At 60.6% G+C, this 16,564-nt stretch carries 15 protein-coding genes; 6 read left to right on the forward strand and 9 right to left on the reverse strand.

Going from position 1 to position 16,564, the window contains the following annotated elements; genetic code table 11:
- Positions 1-83: 83 nt before the first annotated feature.
- Positions 84-221, reverse strand: coding sequence for a hypothetical protein (locus tag AC1Q9F_RS01975; RefSeq protein WP_007957554.1), 138 nt, complete (start codon positions 219-221; stop codon positions 84-86).
- Between the two features lie 157 nt (positions 222-378).
- On the opposite strand from AC1Q9F_RS01975, the gene AC1Q9F_RS01980 reads away from it, so the two are divergent.
- Positions 379-567, forward strand: coding sequence for a hypothetical protein (locus AC1Q9F_RS01980; protein ID WP_007957552.1), 189 nt, complete (start codon positions 379-381; stop codon positions 565-567).
- A gap of 18 nt (positions 568-585) precedes the next feature.
- On the opposite strand, the gene AC1Q9F_RS01985 is transcribed toward AC1Q9F_RS01980, so the two are convergent.
- Positions 586-963 (reverse strand): fe2+ zn2+ uptake regulation protein, encoded by a 378-nt coding sequence (locus AC1Q9F_RS01985; RefSeq protein WP_207982607.1) that lies wholly within the window; start codon positions 961-963, stop codon positions 586-588.
- A 294-nt stretch (positions 964-1,257) separates the two neighbouring features.
- Here AC1Q9F_RS01985 and pvdQ point away from each other — a divergent pair, with 294 nt between their 5' ends.
- Entirely contained in the window at positions 1,258-3,594 is a 2,337-nt protein-coding gene (gene pvdQ / locus AC1Q9F_RS01990) for a bifunctional acylase PvdQ (protein WP_492619141.1), read from the forward strand.
- Positions 3,595-3,656: 62 nt separating this feature from the next.
- Here the strand turns inward: pvdQ and AC1Q9F_RS01995 are convergent, their stop codons facing one another.
- Entirely contained in the window at positions 3,657-4,658 is a 1,002-nt protein-coding gene (locus AC1Q9F_RS01995; protein ID WP_492619140.1) for a FecR family protein, read from the reverse strand.
- Positions 4,659-4,812: 154 nt separating this feature from the next.
- Here AC1Q9F_RS01995 and AC1Q9F_RS02000 point away from each other — a divergent pair, with 154 nt between their 5' ends.
- Positions 4,813-5,082 carry a PepSY domain-containing protein gene (locus AC1Q9F_RS02000; protein WP_085745803.1) on the forward strand — a complete coding sequence of 90 codons (270 nt, stop codon included), beginning with the start codon at positions 4,813-4,815 and terminating at the stop codon, positions 5,080-5,082.
- 54 nt (positions 5,083-5,136) lie between these two features.
- Here the strand turns inward: AC1Q9F_RS02000 and AC1Q9F_RS02005 are convergent, their stop codons facing one another.
- Positions 5,137-9,960 carry a dermonecrotic toxin domain-containing protein gene (locus AC1Q9F_RS02005; protein WP_492619139.1) on the reverse strand — a complete coding sequence of 1,608 codons (4,824 nt, stop codon included), beginning with the start codon at positions 9,958-9,960 and terminating at the stop codon, positions 5,137-5,139.
- Positions 9,961-10,149: 189 nt separating this feature from the next.
- On the opposite strand from AC1Q9F_RS02005, the gene AC1Q9F_RS02010 reads away from it, so the two are divergent.
- Positions 10,150-11,181 carry an Ldh family oxidoreductase gene (locus AC1Q9F_RS02010; protein ID WP_492619138.1) on the forward strand — a complete coding sequence of 344 codons (1,032 nt, stop codon included), beginning with the start codon at positions 10,150-10,152 and terminating at the stop codon, positions 11,179-11,181.
- Positions 11,182-11,237: 56 nt separating this feature from the next.
- On the opposite strand, the gene AC1Q9F_RS02015 is transcribed toward AC1Q9F_RS02010, so the two are convergent.
- Positions 11,238-11,555 (reverse strand): ElaB/YgaM/YqjD family protein, encoded by a 318-nt coding sequence (locus AC1Q9F_RS02015; RefSeq protein WP_007957537.1) that lies wholly within the window; start codon positions 11,553-11,555, stop codon positions 11,238-11,240.
- A gap of 153 nt (positions 11,556-11,708) precedes the next feature.
- Here AC1Q9F_RS02015 and AC1Q9F_RS02020 point away from each other — a divergent pair, with 153 nt between their 5' ends.
- Positions 11,709-11,963 carry a hypothetical protein gene (locus tag AC1Q9F_RS02020; RefSeq protein WP_007957535.1) on the forward strand — a complete coding sequence of 85 codons (255 nt, stop codon included), beginning with the start codon at positions 11,709-11,711 and terminating at the stop codon, positions 11,961-11,963.
- On the opposite strand, the gene AC1Q9F_RS02025 is transcribed toward AC1Q9F_RS02020, so the two are convergent.
- Positions 11,964-12,878, reverse strand: coding sequence for a LysR family transcriptional regulator (locus tag AC1Q9F_RS02025; protein WP_492619137.1), 915 nt, complete (start codon positions 12,876-12,878; stop codon positions 11,964-11,966).
- A gap of 84 nt (positions 12,879-12,962) precedes the next feature.
- Here AC1Q9F_RS02025 and AC1Q9F_RS02030 point away from each other — a divergent pair, with 84 nt between their 5' ends.
- Positions 12,963-13,886, forward strand: coding sequence for a carbon-nitrogen hydrolase family protein (locus tag AC1Q9F_RS02030; protein WP_492619136.1), 924 nt, complete (start codon positions 12,963-12,965; stop codon positions 13,884-13,886).
- On the opposite strand, the gene AC1Q9F_RS02035 is transcribed toward AC1Q9F_RS02030, so the two are convergent.
- The 3 genes from AC1Q9F_RS02035 to AC1Q9F_RS02045 form a co-directional block, all read right to left on the reverse strand.
- The gene (locus AC1Q9F_RS02035; RefSeq protein WP_492619135.1) at positions 13,876-14,433 is read right to left on the reverse strand and encodes a GNAT family N-acetyltransferase; all 558 of its coding nucleotides are present in this window, start codon (positions 14,431-14,433) and stop codon (positions 13,876-13,878) included. The genes AC1Q9F_RS02030 and AC1Q9F_RS02035 overlap by 11 nt on opposite strands.
- Positions 14,434-14,483: 50 nt before the next feature.
- The gene (locus AC1Q9F_RS02040) at positions 14,484-14,957 is read right to left on the reverse strand and encodes an LEA/WHy family protein (RefSeq protein ID WP_007957522.1); all 474 of its coding nucleotides are present in this window, start codon (positions 14,955-14,957) and stop codon (positions 14,484-14,486) included.
- 70 nt (positions 14,958-15,027) lie between these two features.
- Positions 15,028-16,494, reverse strand: a complete 1,467-nt coding sequence (locus AC1Q9F_RS02045; protein WP_492619134.1) for a nucleobase:cation symporter-2 family protein — start codon at positions 16,492-16,494, stop codon at positions 15,028-15,030.
- Positions 16,495-16,564 lie beyond the last annotated feature (70 nt).

Raw genomic sequence — 16,564 nt, forward strand, 5'->3', positions numbered from 1 at the left:
ATTCCTGTGGGCATTTTTCCTGACGCTAAAATCCGTTGTTGCATTTGAACGGACGGATACGGGCATCCTTTCCGTGAGATGACTTAACGATGGTAGTAGTAGCCCGGGCCAGGCCCATAGTGACGATGATCGCCATGCCAGCCGCCGTGGGGAAAGATGATGCAGCCGCTCAGGGTGAGCAGTGCAAGGACAGGAATCAGCCAGGTGATTCGACGCAGCATTTCAAGGATCCTCATGGTTAACGCCGTTTGAAGCCAAAGCTCTTCATCGGCTGTAACATGAGACCCCGTTTACTGCGGCGCATCCCCGTCAAAGGGTATGCGCATGGCATCAACGCCGATACAAACCCGATACATTCCAACGGTTCAGGAACCTGTAATGACCCATAAGCAACGCTTGATATATTCGATTCTGATCGCCGTCGCCGTACTGCTGATCATGCTTGGCCTGTCCTGGCTGCAAAACGCCGGCAAGCTCAGCGAACAAACCTTCCAGTACATCGCCATCGGCGTGGCAGTGGTGGTCGTGGTGATCAACGGCGTGATGCGCCGCAAGGTCAAGCCCTGACGGCGTCTGCCGGGCGCGTCAGTCGTTGTTGAGCACCGCGGCAGCCTGGGGATGGAGGCTGTAGCTCTTGTCATCGTTGAACGTGATCACGCCTTCGGCGCACAGGCGCTTGAGTACTTCGCGCACGCTGAGGAAGGACAACGGAATGTCAAGATCCAGCAACTGACTGTGGACACCACGCACACCCAGACGACGGTCGTCCTCGGCGGCGACCAGCAGGGTGTCGATGACCTTGAGGCGAATCAGGCTGGTGCGCAGGCCGAAGCTTTTGAGCAGCAAGCGGATGCGTTCATTGCCGTGACGCTCGACCCGTTGCCCGAATACGTCAGCGTGTGAACCCATGTGCGCTCCTTGTGGGGTCTGGCTACCTTCCGATGGTAGGGGTGGGTTGTACATGCGATTACTCCTTTCAGAGCCTGATCAGGAAAGGTTTTTTGTGCTCTCTCTAAACAAGACGTTTCAGCTCGACAAATCATGAAGCGAAAAATGTAGAAAATTTGTCGCCGTTTTGTCTTTTCCCCGTGATTACGGTGCGAGAGGGCTGTGTGACCGACTAAATTTTTTTTCCGCGGCTTCGTTTTCTGGACAGGCTCATTGCGCGTGACGCGTGGGTGATTTCAGAGCGAGCCGGGCCCGACGTGTTCACGGTGGCGGGCGGTTCGCTCTTCGGCATTTCGATCAGGAGCGAGCGTGACTATTTCCAGGCAATTCACCGGACTGACCCTTGCCGGCCTGTTTCTCGGGCTGAGTCTGTCGGCGCAGGCGTTCAGCCCTTCCGGCCAGACCGGCGCCGACATCCGCCGCACAGGCTTTGGCGTACCGCACATTCGTGCGGAAAACGAACGTGGTCTCGGGTTCGGCATCGGTTATGCCTATGCGCAGGACAACCTGTGCCTGCTGGCCAACGAGATCGTGACGGTCAACGGCGAGCGGTCGCGGTACTTCGGGCCTGAGCAATTGACGGTCGAAGAGCGCGAGAACCGCGTCAGTGACGTGTTCTTCCAGTGGCTCAATACCCCACAGGCGGTGAATGCCTTTTGGCAGGCGCAGCCAGTCGAAGTGCGTGATCTGGTGGAAGGTTACGCCGCCGGCTACAACCGCTACCTGGCCGAGCGTCGCCAGCAGGGATTGCCGCAACAGTGCCAGGGCGAATGGGTGCGCGATATCGCCGCCGAAGACCTGGTGAAGCTGACCCGTCGTCTGTTGGTCGAGGGCGGTGTCGGCCAGTTTGCCGAAGCGCTGGCAGGGGCTACACCGCCGCAGGCCACTGCACAGATTAAAAACGATGCGCGGGCTTACCAACTGGCGGACACGCGCCTGCAACGCTTCGCGCTTGACCGTGGCAGCAACGCAGTCGCGGTGGGCAGCGAGCGCTCGTTCAATGGCCGCGGCATGCTGCTGGCCAACCCGCATTTCCCGTGGGTCGGCGGTATGCGCTTCTATCAGATGCACCTGACCATTCCGGGCAAACTGGATGTGATGGGCGCGGCGCTGCCGGGTCTGCCGATGATCAATATCGGTTTCAACCAACACCTGGCCTGGACCCACACCGTCGACTCGTCCAAGCATTTCACCTTGTATCGCCTGCAACTCGATCCGAAGGATCCGACCCGTTACCTGCTCGACGGCCAGTCCCTGCCGATGAACAAGCAGACCGTCACGGTGCAGGTCAAACAGGCGGACGGCCAGGTCGTGCCGGTCCAGCGGGATGTCTACAGTTCGCAGTTCGGCCCGATCGTGCAGTGGCCCGGCAAGCTCGACTGGGACAACCACTACGCCTATAGCCTGCGCGATGCCAACCTCGACAACGACCGGGTGCTGAAACAGTGGTACGCCATGAACCGCGCCGGCAATCTCAAGGATCTGCAGGATTCGGTGCATACGATCCAGGGCATCCCGTGGGTCAATACCCTGGCCGTGGATGACAAGGGCCAGACGCTGTACATGAACCTGTCGGTGGTGCCGAACGTCAGTGCCGACAAACTGGCCAGGTGCAGCGACCCGCGCATCGGCCTGCAAATGATCGTGCTCGACGGCTCCAACAGCGCCTGCGCGTGGGACATCGACCCGCAAGCAGCACAGAAGGGCATTTACGCCTCCAGCCAGTTGCCGCAGCTGTTGCGCAAGGACTTCGTCCAGCACTCCAACGACTCGGCGTGGCTGGCCAACCCGGCGCAACCGCTGACCGGTTTCTCGCCGTTGATCAGCCAGGACGGCCAGCCACTGGGCCTGCGTTCGCGCTTTGCGCTGGATCGCCTGACGACGCTGAGCAAGAAAGGCCCGGTGTCGGTGCAGGACCTGCAACACATGGTGATGGACGATCAGGTATTCCTGGCGACTCAGGTGGTGCCGGATCTGTTGAAGTTCTGTGCGTCGCAGCCTGAGGCAGCGTTGAAACCGGTGTGCAGCAGCCTGAAAGCATGGGACGGCCGGGCGAATCTGGAGTCAGGCATCGGTCTGGTGCATTTCCAGACCATCATGCAAGCGATGCAGGAATTGCCGCAGGCCTGGCGTGTGGCGTTCGATCCGAAGGATGCGCAGCACACCCCACGCGGGCTGGCCATTGAAAAGCCGGAAGTGGCCAAGGTTCTGCGCGAGGCGATGCTGGCGTCGGCCGAGTCGGCTGCCAAAATGGGCCTGACCGAGAAAACACGCTGGGGCGATGTCCAGGTGGTCAGCAGTGGTGGCCAGCAAACGCCGATTCACGGTGGCCCGGGTACGCTTGGCATCTACAACGCCATTCAGAGCGTGCCCCGTGAAGACGGCAAGCTGGAAGTGGTCAGTGGCACCAGTTATCTGCAAGTCGTGACGTTCGACGACAAGGGCCCGCATGCCCAAGGGCTGCTGGCATTCTCGTTGTCCAGCGATCCGGCGTCGAAATATTCCCGCGATCAGACCGAGGCTTTCTCGAAGAAACAGTGGAGCGTGTTGCCGTTCACCGAGCAGCAGATCAAGGCCGATCCGCAGTATCAGGTGCAGACCGTGCGCGATGATCTGGAAAAGGCGGGGAAGGTCGCGGCGCAATAATCAACGTTGAAAGACGCTGACAGGCACGAAAGCAGAAGGCCGCTCCCTCACGGGAACGGCCTTCAGTTTTTTGGCGGTTGCTGCGGCATCGGATTGATGACTGGGTTACCGTCCTTGTTGCGGGTCAGGAAGACCGGCAATACTTTGGGCAGGGAGCTGGCGAAGCTGTTCAATTCCTTGATGTTGTAGATCCCGCCGATCCGGATCGAGCCGGTCGAGTTGTCGGCGAGCATCAGAGGCTTGTCCAGGTAACGGTTGATCTGCGGCAGCGCTTCGTTCAGCGACAGGTTGTCGAGTACCAGTTTGCCGCTGCGCCAGGCCAGCGAAGTGTCGCTGGCATAGGTCTGGCTGATTTGCGGCATGAAGTCGCCGTGTCGGTAGCGAGCCTGCATCGAAGGGCCGAGGCGCAAGCCATCGCCTGACAGCTGAGTGTTGCTGGTGACCAGCACCGAACCCTCGATCAGGTTCACCTTTACCTGATCTTCGTACATCCATACGTTGAAGCGGGTGCCTGTGACGCGAATCTTGCCCTCTGCAGCCCTGACGACAAACGGATGGCTCAGGTCATGGCTGACTTCGAAGAAGGCCTCACCCTTTTTCAGGGTGACGCGACGCTCGTCCTTGTAATTGCTGTAGGTCAGTTCGCTGTTGAGATTCAGCTCGACCTGGCTGCCATCACCCAAAGTGACATGGCGCACATTGTCGGTGGCGGCGAAGTGTTGATAGCTGTTGGGCAGCCACCCCAGATTCCATCCGGTCCAGGCCGCCAGCGGCAGCGCCAGCGCGCAAACGGAGGCGGCTACCGCGTATTGGCGCCACGTCCTGGCGGGCGGAGTGATCGGTATGACGACCGCAGGTTCCGGGCGTGGCAAATGTTCGGCGACATCCCAGATCTCCAGCATGGCCTCGTATTCGAACGCGTGCAGTGGATGCGCGTTGCGCCACTGTTCGAACGCCAGCCGCTCCTCAACGGTGCAGTCGACGGCGTGCAGACGCATGCACCAATGCGCGGCGGCATCGGTGATCGCATCGTATTCGGCTTCCGAGAGGGTGTTCTGGGTCATTGACTCGTCCTGATTTCCCGCATTCTAACCTTTGGGGGGAGGTGCCGAGAACAACCGTCATGGCAATTACCCATCAAACGTGGAACTTTTTTTCGCTCAAACGCCCCAAAAACCAGGACGTATCGAGAACATTAACCATAAATGGAGTGAAAAAATGATCAAAAGAACTTTGGCCGCTTTCGTTGCGACAGCCAGTCTGCTGAGTGCCGGCGCGGCATTGGCCGACCGGCCGGGGGCTGGATGGATCACCATCGAAAAAGCCATCGAAATCGTCAAGACCAAGGCCGGTTATGTCGAGGTCTACGAGATCGAGGCCGACAATGACGGCTACTGGAAAGGGGAAGGGCGCAAGGCTGACGGTGTGGTGTACGAGTTCCGCATCGACGGTGCATCGGGCAACGTCCTGCGTGACCAGAAGGACTGAGTCCACGGTTGTCGAGCAATGCGCAGGTGTCGAGCCTGCGCATTTTTTTGCGAGTCAAATGGTCGGGACAGGATCCAGTTGCCGGCCGACTTCGCAGATCAGCAGGGCGATCGAGTCGGCGTTGTGCAGGATGACACCGACCCGGGCATCCGATGACTGCTGATCCATGAACGCATTGCGCGCCTCGTTCATTGTCGTACTGTTCGTTTGCTTGAAAATCTCCGCAGCCGTGGTCTCTTTTTCGGGAACCCTGTCAAAGTCGATCCAGATCGCGCGATCCGGGTTCCATTCCGCAAACAGTTGTGCCCGGGGAGTGGCCAGTGACAGTGCCATTCTCCGTTCGTCCTGCAATGACTGGAGCAACTTCGCGCCGTCGGGTGTCACGGACGATATCAGGTCACAGAAAGGCTCTCGCCCGCGTACGGTTGCGATATCCCAGGCGTTGCTCAGTTGATGGGCGAGTTCGTGGATCAGGGTCTCGGCTTGCGCATGACCGTCAATATCAAACCCTTGCGCAACGACGGGGACGTAGTCCCCCAGGTCCTGGTCAAAAAAGTGCTGGGTGAAATGGACCTTGTTCTGCTGATCGCCATCCAGGACAAACGCAATCACGTCGTGAAACCACCGGGTCGAGCCGACGATGAACCGGTCGGTGTTGAGCAAATCATCAGCGGGATCCACCAGGGCGTTGCAGATCGGCAAAATCGCCGTTTTTATCCTGGACAGGATCTGCGTTGTGATGCGCGGGACATCAAAAAACTCCATGAGAAACCGGTTGACCCGCCCACCGGGCACAGCGTTGATGTCCAGAATCGCCAGGTTGTGCAGGCAATTGAACGCATAATCCCGGGCCAGCCCGACTGCATGCCCGATAACCCGGGCTTTTTCGGGGTAGCGTCGAGTGATTTCTTCCATGCCGTGGGCTTCGATGTTGAGCATCGTGCGGCGAAGGCGTGTGTATTTGTTGTGCTCCAGCATTTTTGAGAACGCTTTGCCGTAATGAACGGTCTGGCCGTGAGCGATCTGCACCATCCGCGAACCGCTTTTTAACAGCAACGGTCCGCGTTCCTGATCTTTGGCCAATTGCCAAGTCGAACCATTCTTGACGACCTGATAGACCTTGCCATCAACCGCCGCATAGCTGCGGTTGTTCGCGGCCTTCTGATAGACGCCCTGCGCGGTGCTGTACGTGAGGTCCTTGAGCGCTACATCCGTCGCCTCGAAACGCTGCAGGCGTGTGCGTTGTGGCGAGGTGGTTTCGATCTCGGCCAAGGTCGGTGCAATCAGGTTTTCGACTTTTCCGGTACCGGTTGCGAGCGCCTGCTCGCCGACCTCGGCGCTCACTGCGCTTTCTGCCGACATCTCCGGCATTAGACCGACGAGCACCATCTGCTCTGCGCCGTCGATAAAAGACTTCAGTGCTCTTTTCCAGTGATGATTCTGCAGGGCTTCGGCCGAGTCCTTGAAGTCGTCGTAGGCTTGCCAGAGAAAGCGCCCATAGGCGAGTTTGCCTTGCAGCATGTCCGTGACCTGTTTGATCTCGTCACTGAACAGGACTTTGGCGTTGTCCCAGTCGGATTGCCCGTCGCTGTCTTTCTGCGACCCGAGCATCTGCTTCAACAAATCGAGGTTGTCCCGGAACAGCCGTTCCAGCAGGTTGCCCCCGATCGGGCGGTAATCGAGCGTTATTTCACTGGTCTGGCCGAAGGTGTCGGCGAACAGGCTGCGAAATGTTGCGCGTTGTGTTGGTGGCAGGCGACGGAGCAACAGATTCTGCAGCAGCCCCGGAATATTCAGGGCGGCAATCAGACCCTGTTCATCGGGGAATTCGTGAAAGGCCTGCTCGGCATACGGGGTATAAAGCACCAACGGGCCTTTGTGCCCGGTACCGGGAGCCAACACATACAGTCCACATGTTTCGACGGCGCTGGCCTTTTCCGTCTTGATCAATGACAGCGGGCACACGATGGCGTGTGTCCCGGCGACGGCGGCGCGGGCGATGGCATCCGGCATGTCCAGTACCTGGCGGATGTAACTGAAGGCCGTCTCGGACAAATGCTGCTGAAGTTTCAGGGCATGAGCGTGTTGCAGCAATTGCCAGGGCACCTGGCGGGAAAAAACCTGTTGCCGGGCCAGACCCGCCACCGATGTCGTCGATAGCGCCTCACGGACCTTGTCGCTGTAGGTGGTCGGTATCGCCAGGGACAGCAGCAGCTGTGTCACAGCGCTTTGGTTCAGCCCGTCCGGAAGGGGCTGGGTGGTTCTCGAGCTGACCTTGAAGCCAGTGCCCTGAGCGATATTGATGTGATTGAGGGCAAACTCGACCAGGTTTCTGGCAGGCCCGGCCAGCGCCAGATTGGGCGTTATCTGAATGTGCCTGGGATTGAGCACGCTCTTGGGGAATCGACTGTCGAGCAGTGATTTCAAGGTCTGCTCGACATGGCTGACCAGTGTCGGCACGCCTGTCAGGTAGTCCTTGTCGTCGACGACACTCTGGCGCCACTGCTCCATGAGTTCGACGTGCAGTTTCTGCTGCGCGTTCGCTGCCATGCCCAGCCACGCCGGGTAGGTCTGTTGTGTGGCAATGGCCCGGGCATGGGCCGTCGCCAGTTTGAGGTTGGTGTGAAAAGCCTGATTGCGCAGTTTCGTCAGAGCATTGTTGCGTCTGACGGGATCTTTCACGCCGGTGCGCACCTGCTCGCAGCGCCCGAGAAAATGCTCGATGGCCGATTGCATGCGATTGTGCAGCACGTTGTGTTCGATGATTTGAAATGCCCCAAGGGTGTAGCGCTGATGTGGCTGAAACTGCGCGGGCAGCAGGTTCTCCAGTAACGACAGACGTTGCACGCTGTGCAGCAGCCGCTGATCGAGCATGCGCCGTGCAGCGGCGACAGTGTCGAACACTTCAAGACCCAGCTCGGGTGTCCAGATCACTGCCCGTCCGGAGTGACTGACGTCGAGGCCGCCGCGTTCGGTCATCAGCAGGCAATGGGCGAGCGGCAGCAGATTCTGCTGACCTGAAGACTCAAGGCTGAGCGTATAGGCATCGGGGCGAAAGCCCTCGAGGGAGTGCCGCAACGCACGGGTCGGCTGATCAGCGTTGATCACGGTGTTGACAATTGCCTGTACGGAGGCCGAAAGGCTGTCACCCAGCACCCGCAACCGGGCTTCGCCGGTGACACCGATAGACCATGCATGAGCAAGCATCGACTTCAGGCTTTCGAGAACCGGCCGTTGGGCCTCCTGATGCGCCATGGGTTGGGTCTCGAGCATTGTGACAAGCGGGCCCTCGACGCTGCTGAATGTCTTGATCGCCGCACGCGCCTTGTCTGCCAGTACCTGAGAGGGTTGCTGGTTGCCTGCAAGCACCGGATGCGTGCTCCATCGACCTGCACTGTCCAGCGCCAGCAAACGCTCATGAATCATCGAGCGGATGTCCAGGCTCTTGTCGAACAGGGCGTGCAGATTTACCGCGCCATCGCTGTGGCGAAACACTTGCAAGGCGTATTCGATGTTTTGCCGCTGCTTGGTGATGATCAATTCGAAGAGGATCTTGAAGATTTCTCCGATGATCCGGTCTCCCGATACCTGCGGCTGGTCGAAACCGAGAAATCGGTTGCGCTCTTCCAGGCTGAGCAGGCCGTAGAGCTCGTCTTCATGGCCCTTGGCAATGAACTTGCTCTGCAACGTCTGTTTCAGGTCTTTGTAGTCGGTGAGAACTTGCAGGCCCTGCACCGGCGTGTAAAGAAATGCCTGACTGGCGCTTATCATCAGCGACCCCGCCAGTTCGACGTAGTTGGCTTCGTGCTCCCATAGCCGCACGGTTTCGGTGAGAGGGCGTTGCGGGCCTTGTGCATCGTGCGTTATCAGCTGATGCAGTGCGTTGAACTGCGTTGCATCGAGAATGCCGTTTTCGCGTTTGATCATCCATTCGCTGCGTGCCTGGTCTTGCAGCACGTCGGCGAAGAACGTGCGGCGCGGCGACCCGTCGGCAGATGCCGCATTCCAAAAGTGTTCCAGTTGCCGGAACAGCAGCGCCGGCAACATTCCGGACGCGCCTTTGACAGCCTCTTCCCATTGCGTTTGATCGCCTTTGGTGACTGATCTGCCTGGGTTGCTGAACTCCCGCAGCGCGGCGGTCGGCCACTGTTGATGCCGGTAATGCAACAGCACCGCATCGCTCAGGCTCATGGAGTCGAGCCAATGTCTGGTTGGCATCGCGGCATCGGCGCCGGTGGCATCGTCCAGGGTGTAGAAGCCGACACGAGTACGGTTTTGCTGCAAGCTGCCGAAATGCGGCTTGAGCAATTCATCCAGAATGCTTTCCAGCAGGCGATTGAGTGTCGGCAGCTGCTCCAGCTCCGCACGCATGGCTTGCGCATTCAGAACTTGCCCCTGTTGGATGGCCGCGGTGTTTTCATCGAATACATCACCTTCGATGAGGCTGAACGACACCGTTATGTTTTCGGCGTCGAACAGCCGCTTGCGTTGCGGCAACGACAGGAACGCAAACAGATTGGCCTGGTTATCGGCATTGTTCAGTCGTCGCTCCAGCTGTTGTTTCAAGTCGGCGCGGTCATGGAATTTCTTGATGCCGTCATAGGCGGTGTAAAGGATCAGGGCCTTGCTGACGGGCGCTTCACCGAGAACAAAAGCGCCCGCCAGCGCCACGGGGATTTCACTGCCAACGTTAAGCAGAACCTGTTCGGCGCGCATGGCCGGGGTCTGCTGGCTGCGCAAGGCATGGGTGGACAGCTTTGCATGAGCGAGCCATCTGAATTCGTGCTCCGACAGGCCATGGGCCTTGCCCAGATCGGTCCAGAGTCCGGGGGAATCGAAGACTTCGGGGAACAACAAGGGTTTGATGGGGGCAGACATTGTCGAGTCTCTCGGGAGCGTGCGCTGGCGCACACGGGTGGGTCGAGACGCAAGGCTAGGGCGGCTGAAGAGGGCGAAGGTGGTAGATAAATATTGCGGGGTTGACAGGCAACCGGCCGGCCATGGTTAATCCTCGGGCGGGTTGTTCGTTCGCTGTTGTTCCCTCCAATAATTACTCTGGAGCTTCAGATGTCTGCGCCACACGATCATGCGGTCTCGTCCACGGTGTCCCTGGACGAGCTGACTCAATTGCTGGAAAGGATTTTCACCCGTCACGGCACCTCGGCCGAAGTCGCCCGAACGCTGGCCGCCAATTGCGCCAACGCCGAGCGGGACGGTGCGCACAGTCACGGCGTATTCCGGATCCCCGGTTATGTCTCGACGCTCAACAGCGGCTGGGTCAATGGTCAGGCCGTGCCGAAGGTCGAGGACGTGGCGTCAGGATTCGTCAGCGTCGATGCCGGCAACGGTTTTGCTCAACCTGCGCTGGCGGCGGCACGTCCACTGCTGGTGGAAAAGGCCCGCAGTGCCGGGATCGCGGTGTTGGCGATCCGTAATTCCCATCACTTCGCCGCGCTGTGGCCGGACGTCGAGCCTTTCGCCGACGAAGGCCTGGTGGCGCTGAGCGTGGTCAACAGCATGACCTGCGTGGTGCCTCACGGCGCCGACCGGCCATTGTTCGGCACCAACCCGATCGCCTTCGCCGCGCCCCGGGCCGACGGTGCGCCAATCGTGTTTGACCTGGCCACCAGCGCCATCGCCCATGGCGACGTGCAGATCGCCGCGCGCAAGGGCGAGAAACTGCCGGCAGGCATGGGCGTCGACAGTCTCGGCCAGCCGACCTGTGACCCGAAGGCGATTCTGGAAGGCGGCGCATTGCTGCCGTTTGGCGGGCACAAAGGCTCGGCGCTGTCGATGATGGTCGAGCTGCTGGCCGCCGCGCTGACCGGTGGCAACTTTTCGTTCGAATTCGACTGGAAGAACCATCCGGGGGCCAAGACCCCGTGGACCGGTCAGTTGCTGATCGTGATCGACCCGAGCAAGTCCGCCGGGCAAAGCTTCGCCGAACGCAGTCAGGAACTGGTGCGGCAGATGCACGGGGTCGGGCTCAAGCGTTTGCCGGGGGATCGGCGGCATTTGCAGCGGGCCAAGTCATTGGCCAGGGGTATCGAACTGGATCAACAGACCCTGTCGCAACTGCGTGAACTGGCCGGCGAATGAGTTTTTGCCGGACATGAAAAAGGCGAGCCCGAGGGCTCGCCTTTTTTTGTTCGCGCTCAGCGGCGACCGAGCAGCAATCCGACCACCAGACCGAACCCGGCGGAGATCGCCACGGTCTGCCACGGGTGCCCGCCGATGTAGCTCTCGGTGGCGTCCACCGCCGGTTTGGTGCGGTCGCGTACGCTGGTGACCGAATCCAGCGCCTGCTGCAGTTTCTGGGCGATTTGCCCGCGCAGGGTCTCCGCTTCCTCGCCGACCAGCGAGGCACTGCTCTTGAGCAGTTTTTCCGACTCTTCGATCAGCGCCTGAAGTTCGCTGAAGGCCTGGTCCTTGATTTGGTCTTCGGCGGCTTGAACGGCGGTTTTCCGGGCCATTGGGTGACTCCTTGCAGGTGAATGGACAGTGAACAATGGAGTGCGGCGCGACTTGAAAAGTTGCAGCGATTTTCCATCCGGATCAAAAACCAGCGTCAGAGGTTTCCGTCCAGCGTGTAAGATGTCGCCATTTCATGCAGCAGGTAATTCCCGATGAGTTTCAATCTGGCCGACAAATCCCTCGCAGAGCGCGCCGCGCTGGAAGATGAAAAATCCCGACTGTTCGAACTCTGGCAGAACAATCTGGGCAAAGCCAAGGGCGAAGCCGCGCGGTTGTTCGGCGAGCGCTCCAAGCGTAAGGGTAAATGGGCGGAATTCGTGCGCGCCGAACTGGACGGCATGTCGCCGCCGGAATTCGCCAACATGGTACGCAGTGAAGTCAATCGCCTGATGGCGGCCAACAAGTAATCACTCGGCCCTGAAACTGGCGCCAATCGCTTCGCGCACCGTCAGCACCACCGGATCGATCTGGGTGCTGGTGCGCCAGCCCAGTTCGATCGGGTAACGCGGCAGCGCCAGCGGGCAGGGCAGCAGCGCCAGCCCGCTCATTGCGGCAATGGCCTGCGCGGCGTGGGTCGGAATGGTCGCCACCGCATCGCTGCCCTTGAGCAGATGCGGCAACGCCGCGAAATGCGTGGTCGAGGCGCAGACCCGGCGACTGCGGCCCAGTGCCGCCAGCCCTTCATCGGTGATCCCGATAAAACCGCCCGACGACACCAGCAGGTGCTCACGGGTGACGAATTCTTCCAGATCGATCTGCTGCTGGCCCGGCGCCAGGCTCGCCGGATCCACCAGACACGCATAGCCCCCTTCACCCAACACCTGACGGCTGAGCAACCGCTCGGCGAACCCGCCAGCGGTGATCGCCAGATCGATGCTGCGCTCCATTAACGCCCGGGCGACGATCTGGCTGTGGGTCTGGCGGAAGATCAGCCGCAGTTTCGGTGCGCGGCGGGCGATTTCCTCGATCAGCCGGCGGCCATAAGCAATCTCGAAATCGTCCGAAAGGCCCACGGTGACCGAGCGTCCTTCGTAGTGATTGGCGGTCGGGTCGACCATGGCCAGGCTTTGTCGGCATTTGTTCAGGGCATCGCTGACCACCGGTTTCAACTGGTTGGCCTTGAGCGTCGGCGCCAGCCCCCGGCCGGTGCGCACGAACAATTGATCGCCATACAACTCGCGCAACCGCCGCAAAGCCGCGCTGACCGCCGACTGGGTCACGCCCAGACGCAACGCCGCGCGGCTGGCGCTGGACTCTTCATGCAGGGCTTCGAAGACTTTCAGCAGGTTGAGGTCGACGGTCGCGATATTCATCTGGCTCATATCATTCAGCAGTGGGTCGGTCTTTATTCATGATCCCGTGGCGCCGGAGAATGAGCAACACCTGAACTTCACGGAGTGACCGCCATGCCCAAATCAATCGTTGCCGCCCTGCAGATCGGAGCCTTGCCCGGTGGCAAGGCTGAAACCCTGGAACAGATCCTGAGCTGGGAAACCGCGATCATCGAGTCCGGCGCCGCGCTGGTGGTGATGCCCGAAGCGTTGCTCGGCGGTTATCCGAAAGGCGAGGGCTTCGGCACGCAGCTGGGTTATCGCTTGCCGGAAGGCCGCGAGGCCTACGCCCGTTACTTCGCCAACGCCATCGATGTGCCGGGCGCAGAAACCGAAGCACTGGCCGGGCTGTCGGCGCGCACTGGCGCAAATCTGGTAATCGGCGTGATCGAGCGGGCCGGCAGCACCTTGCATTGCACCGCGCTGTATTTCGACCCGCAGGCAGGCCTGGTGGCCAAACACCGCAAGTTGATGCCGACCGGCACCGAACGGCTGATCTGGGGCAAGGGCGACGGTTCGACGCTGCCAGTGCTCGACACTCAGGTCGGCAAACTCGGCGCGGTGATCTGCTGGGAAAACATGATGCCGCTGCTGCGCACCGCGATGTACGCCAAGGGCATCGAGGTCTGGTGCGCCCCGACCGTGGACGAGCGCGAGATGTGGCAAGTCAGCATGCGCCACATCGCCCATGAAGGGCGCTGCTTTGTGGTCAGCGCCTGTCAGGTGCAGGCCTCGCCGAATGAACTGGGTGTGGAGATCGCCAACTGGCCGGGGGATCGACCGCTGATCGCCGGTGGCAGCGTGATCGTCGGGCCGATGGGCGATGTGCTGGCCGGGCCGTTGCGCGGCGAAACCGGGCTGCTCACCGCCGAGATCGACACCGAAGAACTGGTGCGCGCCCGCTACGACTATGACGTGGTCGGCCACTATGCGCGGCCGGATGTGTTCGAGTTGAGCGTGGACGAGCGGGCCAAGCCAGGTGTGCGGTTCACGGTTTGACGGTTCGTCGGCGCCGCCATTCTTCGCGGGTGATTTCCCAGATTTCCCGTGGGAATCGGCCGCCGACGAAGTTGTCCTCATCGGTGCGGATCAAGCGCATGCCAGTGCGCTCCGAGAGCTTTCGCGAGCCAAGGTTCGGTGCGGCTTTCGGCACGCGCATCAACGGTTGATCGAGGGTTTCGAACCAGTACCGGTTCACGGCTTCGCTGGCTTCGGTCATCAAGCCCTGACCCTGCCAGGCCGGGGCGAGCCAGAACCCACGGTGGTTGTCCGGCTCGTCCATCAGGCTGATGTTGCCGATCAATTGCTCCGGTGCCGACTTTAGGCGAATCGTCCAGTGCCACTCTTTGCCCGCTGCAATGGCAGGCAGCGCAATGTCACGCAGGTAGGTGAGGGCGCCGTCGTCCGGATAAGGCCAGGGCACGAAGGCGTTCAGATATCGCACCACTTCCCAGTGGGGAAATTGCTGCTGGATGGCCTCGGCATCCGCCAGCTCAAGCGGACGCAATATCAGCCGTTCGGTGTACAGCGTGGGAGTGTCTTCCATAAACCACGGCTTCCATGTTCTGACAGTGGGCCGTGCAGGCTACCGCATCTTTACCAGGTTGCGGCACTGGCCCTCGGCAGACTCAGCTTGCCGGTATCGACAAAACGCATCGTGCCGAACAAACCGCCCGCCAGTTTGCCGCGCAGCACATAGGGCAGGTTGTCGAGGGTTTGGGTCTGGCTCAGGCCGAGGGTCTGGCGCAGCACCGAGAACGCGGAAATGCTCACCGGGACGCTGACGATGGTTTCGGAGAACCGTGGAATCGAGCCGCTTTGATCGCTCACACCCGACGCCAGCGAGTGACCGTTGACCTCCAGATCCAGCGCGATGCCGTTGTAGTCGATGGGCGTTTCGTTGGGATTCTGCACCCGCAGCTTGATCGCGAAACGTACTTCCAGATCCTGGCTCGGCAGCGGTTCCAGGCCGACCACGTTGATGTTCACCGGGTCGCGGTTGGGGAACAGCGCACAAGCGCTGAGGGAGAGCAGAAGCAGGGACAGGATGACGGCTTGGAGACGGCGCATTGATGCTCTCTCATTGAAAAAGGGCTGAACCGTCGTCGGTATCAGCCCTTTTTTCATGGAGCGGACAGGATCAACGGTTCAACTGTGCGACAGCGGGCTTGGTTGCGGGTTCAGCTTTGGCCGGCAGGTCGGGGTTTTCCATGACTTGAAGGATAGAGGCTTCCGGGTCGAAATCATCTTCTTCCAGTTCGATGAATTCTTCCGGCAGGAAGATATTCAGCACGATGGCACACAGTGCGCCAACGGTGATCGGCGATTCGAAGATGTTGCGCAGCGCCTGCGGCAGTTCGCGCAGCACTTCCGGCACGGCGGCGATGCCCAGGCCCATGCCGACGGAAATCGCCACGATCAGCATGTTGCGCCGATGCAGGCCGGCCTCGGCGAGGATCTTGATTCCGGCCACGGCCACGGTGCCGAACATCACCAGCTCTGCGCCGCCGAGCACCGGTTTCGGCATCAGTTGCAGCACCGCGCCGATCATCGGGAACAGCCCCAGCAACACCAGCAGGCCGGCGATGAAGAACGCCACGTAACGGCTGGCCACGCCGGTGAGCTGAATCACCCCGTTGTTCTGGGCGAAAGTCACCATCGGCATGCTGTTGAATACCGCCGCCATTGCCGAGTTGAGGCCATCGGCGAGCAGCCCGGACTTGATCCGGCGGATGTACAGCGGGCCTTTGACCGGCTGACGGGAAATCATCGAGTTGGCTGTCAGGTCCCCGGCGGCTTCCAGCGGCGACACCAGGAAAATCACCGCCACCGGCACGAACGCCACCCAGTCGAAGTTGAAACCGTACTTGAACGGCACCGGTACGCTGACCACCGGCACTTCGGGCAGGTTGGCGAAATCCACGGTGCCCATCAGCCACGCCACCACGTAGCCGAGGGTCAGGCCGATGACGATCGCGCCCAAGCGCAGGAACGGCACATCAACCCGGTTCAACACCACGATGGTGCCCAGCACCAGCGCCGCCAGGAACACATGACTGGCCGCGCCCAGATTCGCCGCGCCGAAGCCGCCGGCAATGTCGGTCATCGCCACTTTGATCAGCGACAGGCCCATCAACGTGATGATGGTGCCGGTCACCACCGGGGTGATCAGCATGCGCAACTTGCCGATGAACTGGCTCAGCACCACTTCGATGAAAGCGGCGAAGAAGCACACGCCGAAGATCGTCGACAGGATTTCATCGGTGCCGCCGCCCCGGGCCTTGACCATGAAACCGGCGCTGAGGATCACGCTGATAAAGGAAAAACTGGTGCCTTGCAGGCACAGCAGCCCCGAACCGACCGGGCCGAAGCGCTTGGCCTGAACGAAGGTGCCGAGGCCCGAGACGAACAGCGCCATGCTGATCAGGTACGGGATTTCGCTTTGCAGGCCGAGGGCGCCGCCCATGATCAGGGTCGGGGTGATGATGCCGACGAAGCTCGCCAGCACGTGTTGCAGCGCGGCAAACACCGTTGCGGTGAAGTGCGGACGGTCGTTGAGGCCGTAGATCAGATCGTTGTTGCGCGGGGCTTTTTCAGAGACGGTCATGGTGGTTTGCGTGCCGCAATGCGGGGCCGGGTCGGAAAATGGGTGCGCAGGATGCCGTAAGCGGGAGGCG

The sequence above is a fragment of the Pseudomonas sp. GW823-FHT04A03 genome, assembly GCF_058796615.1.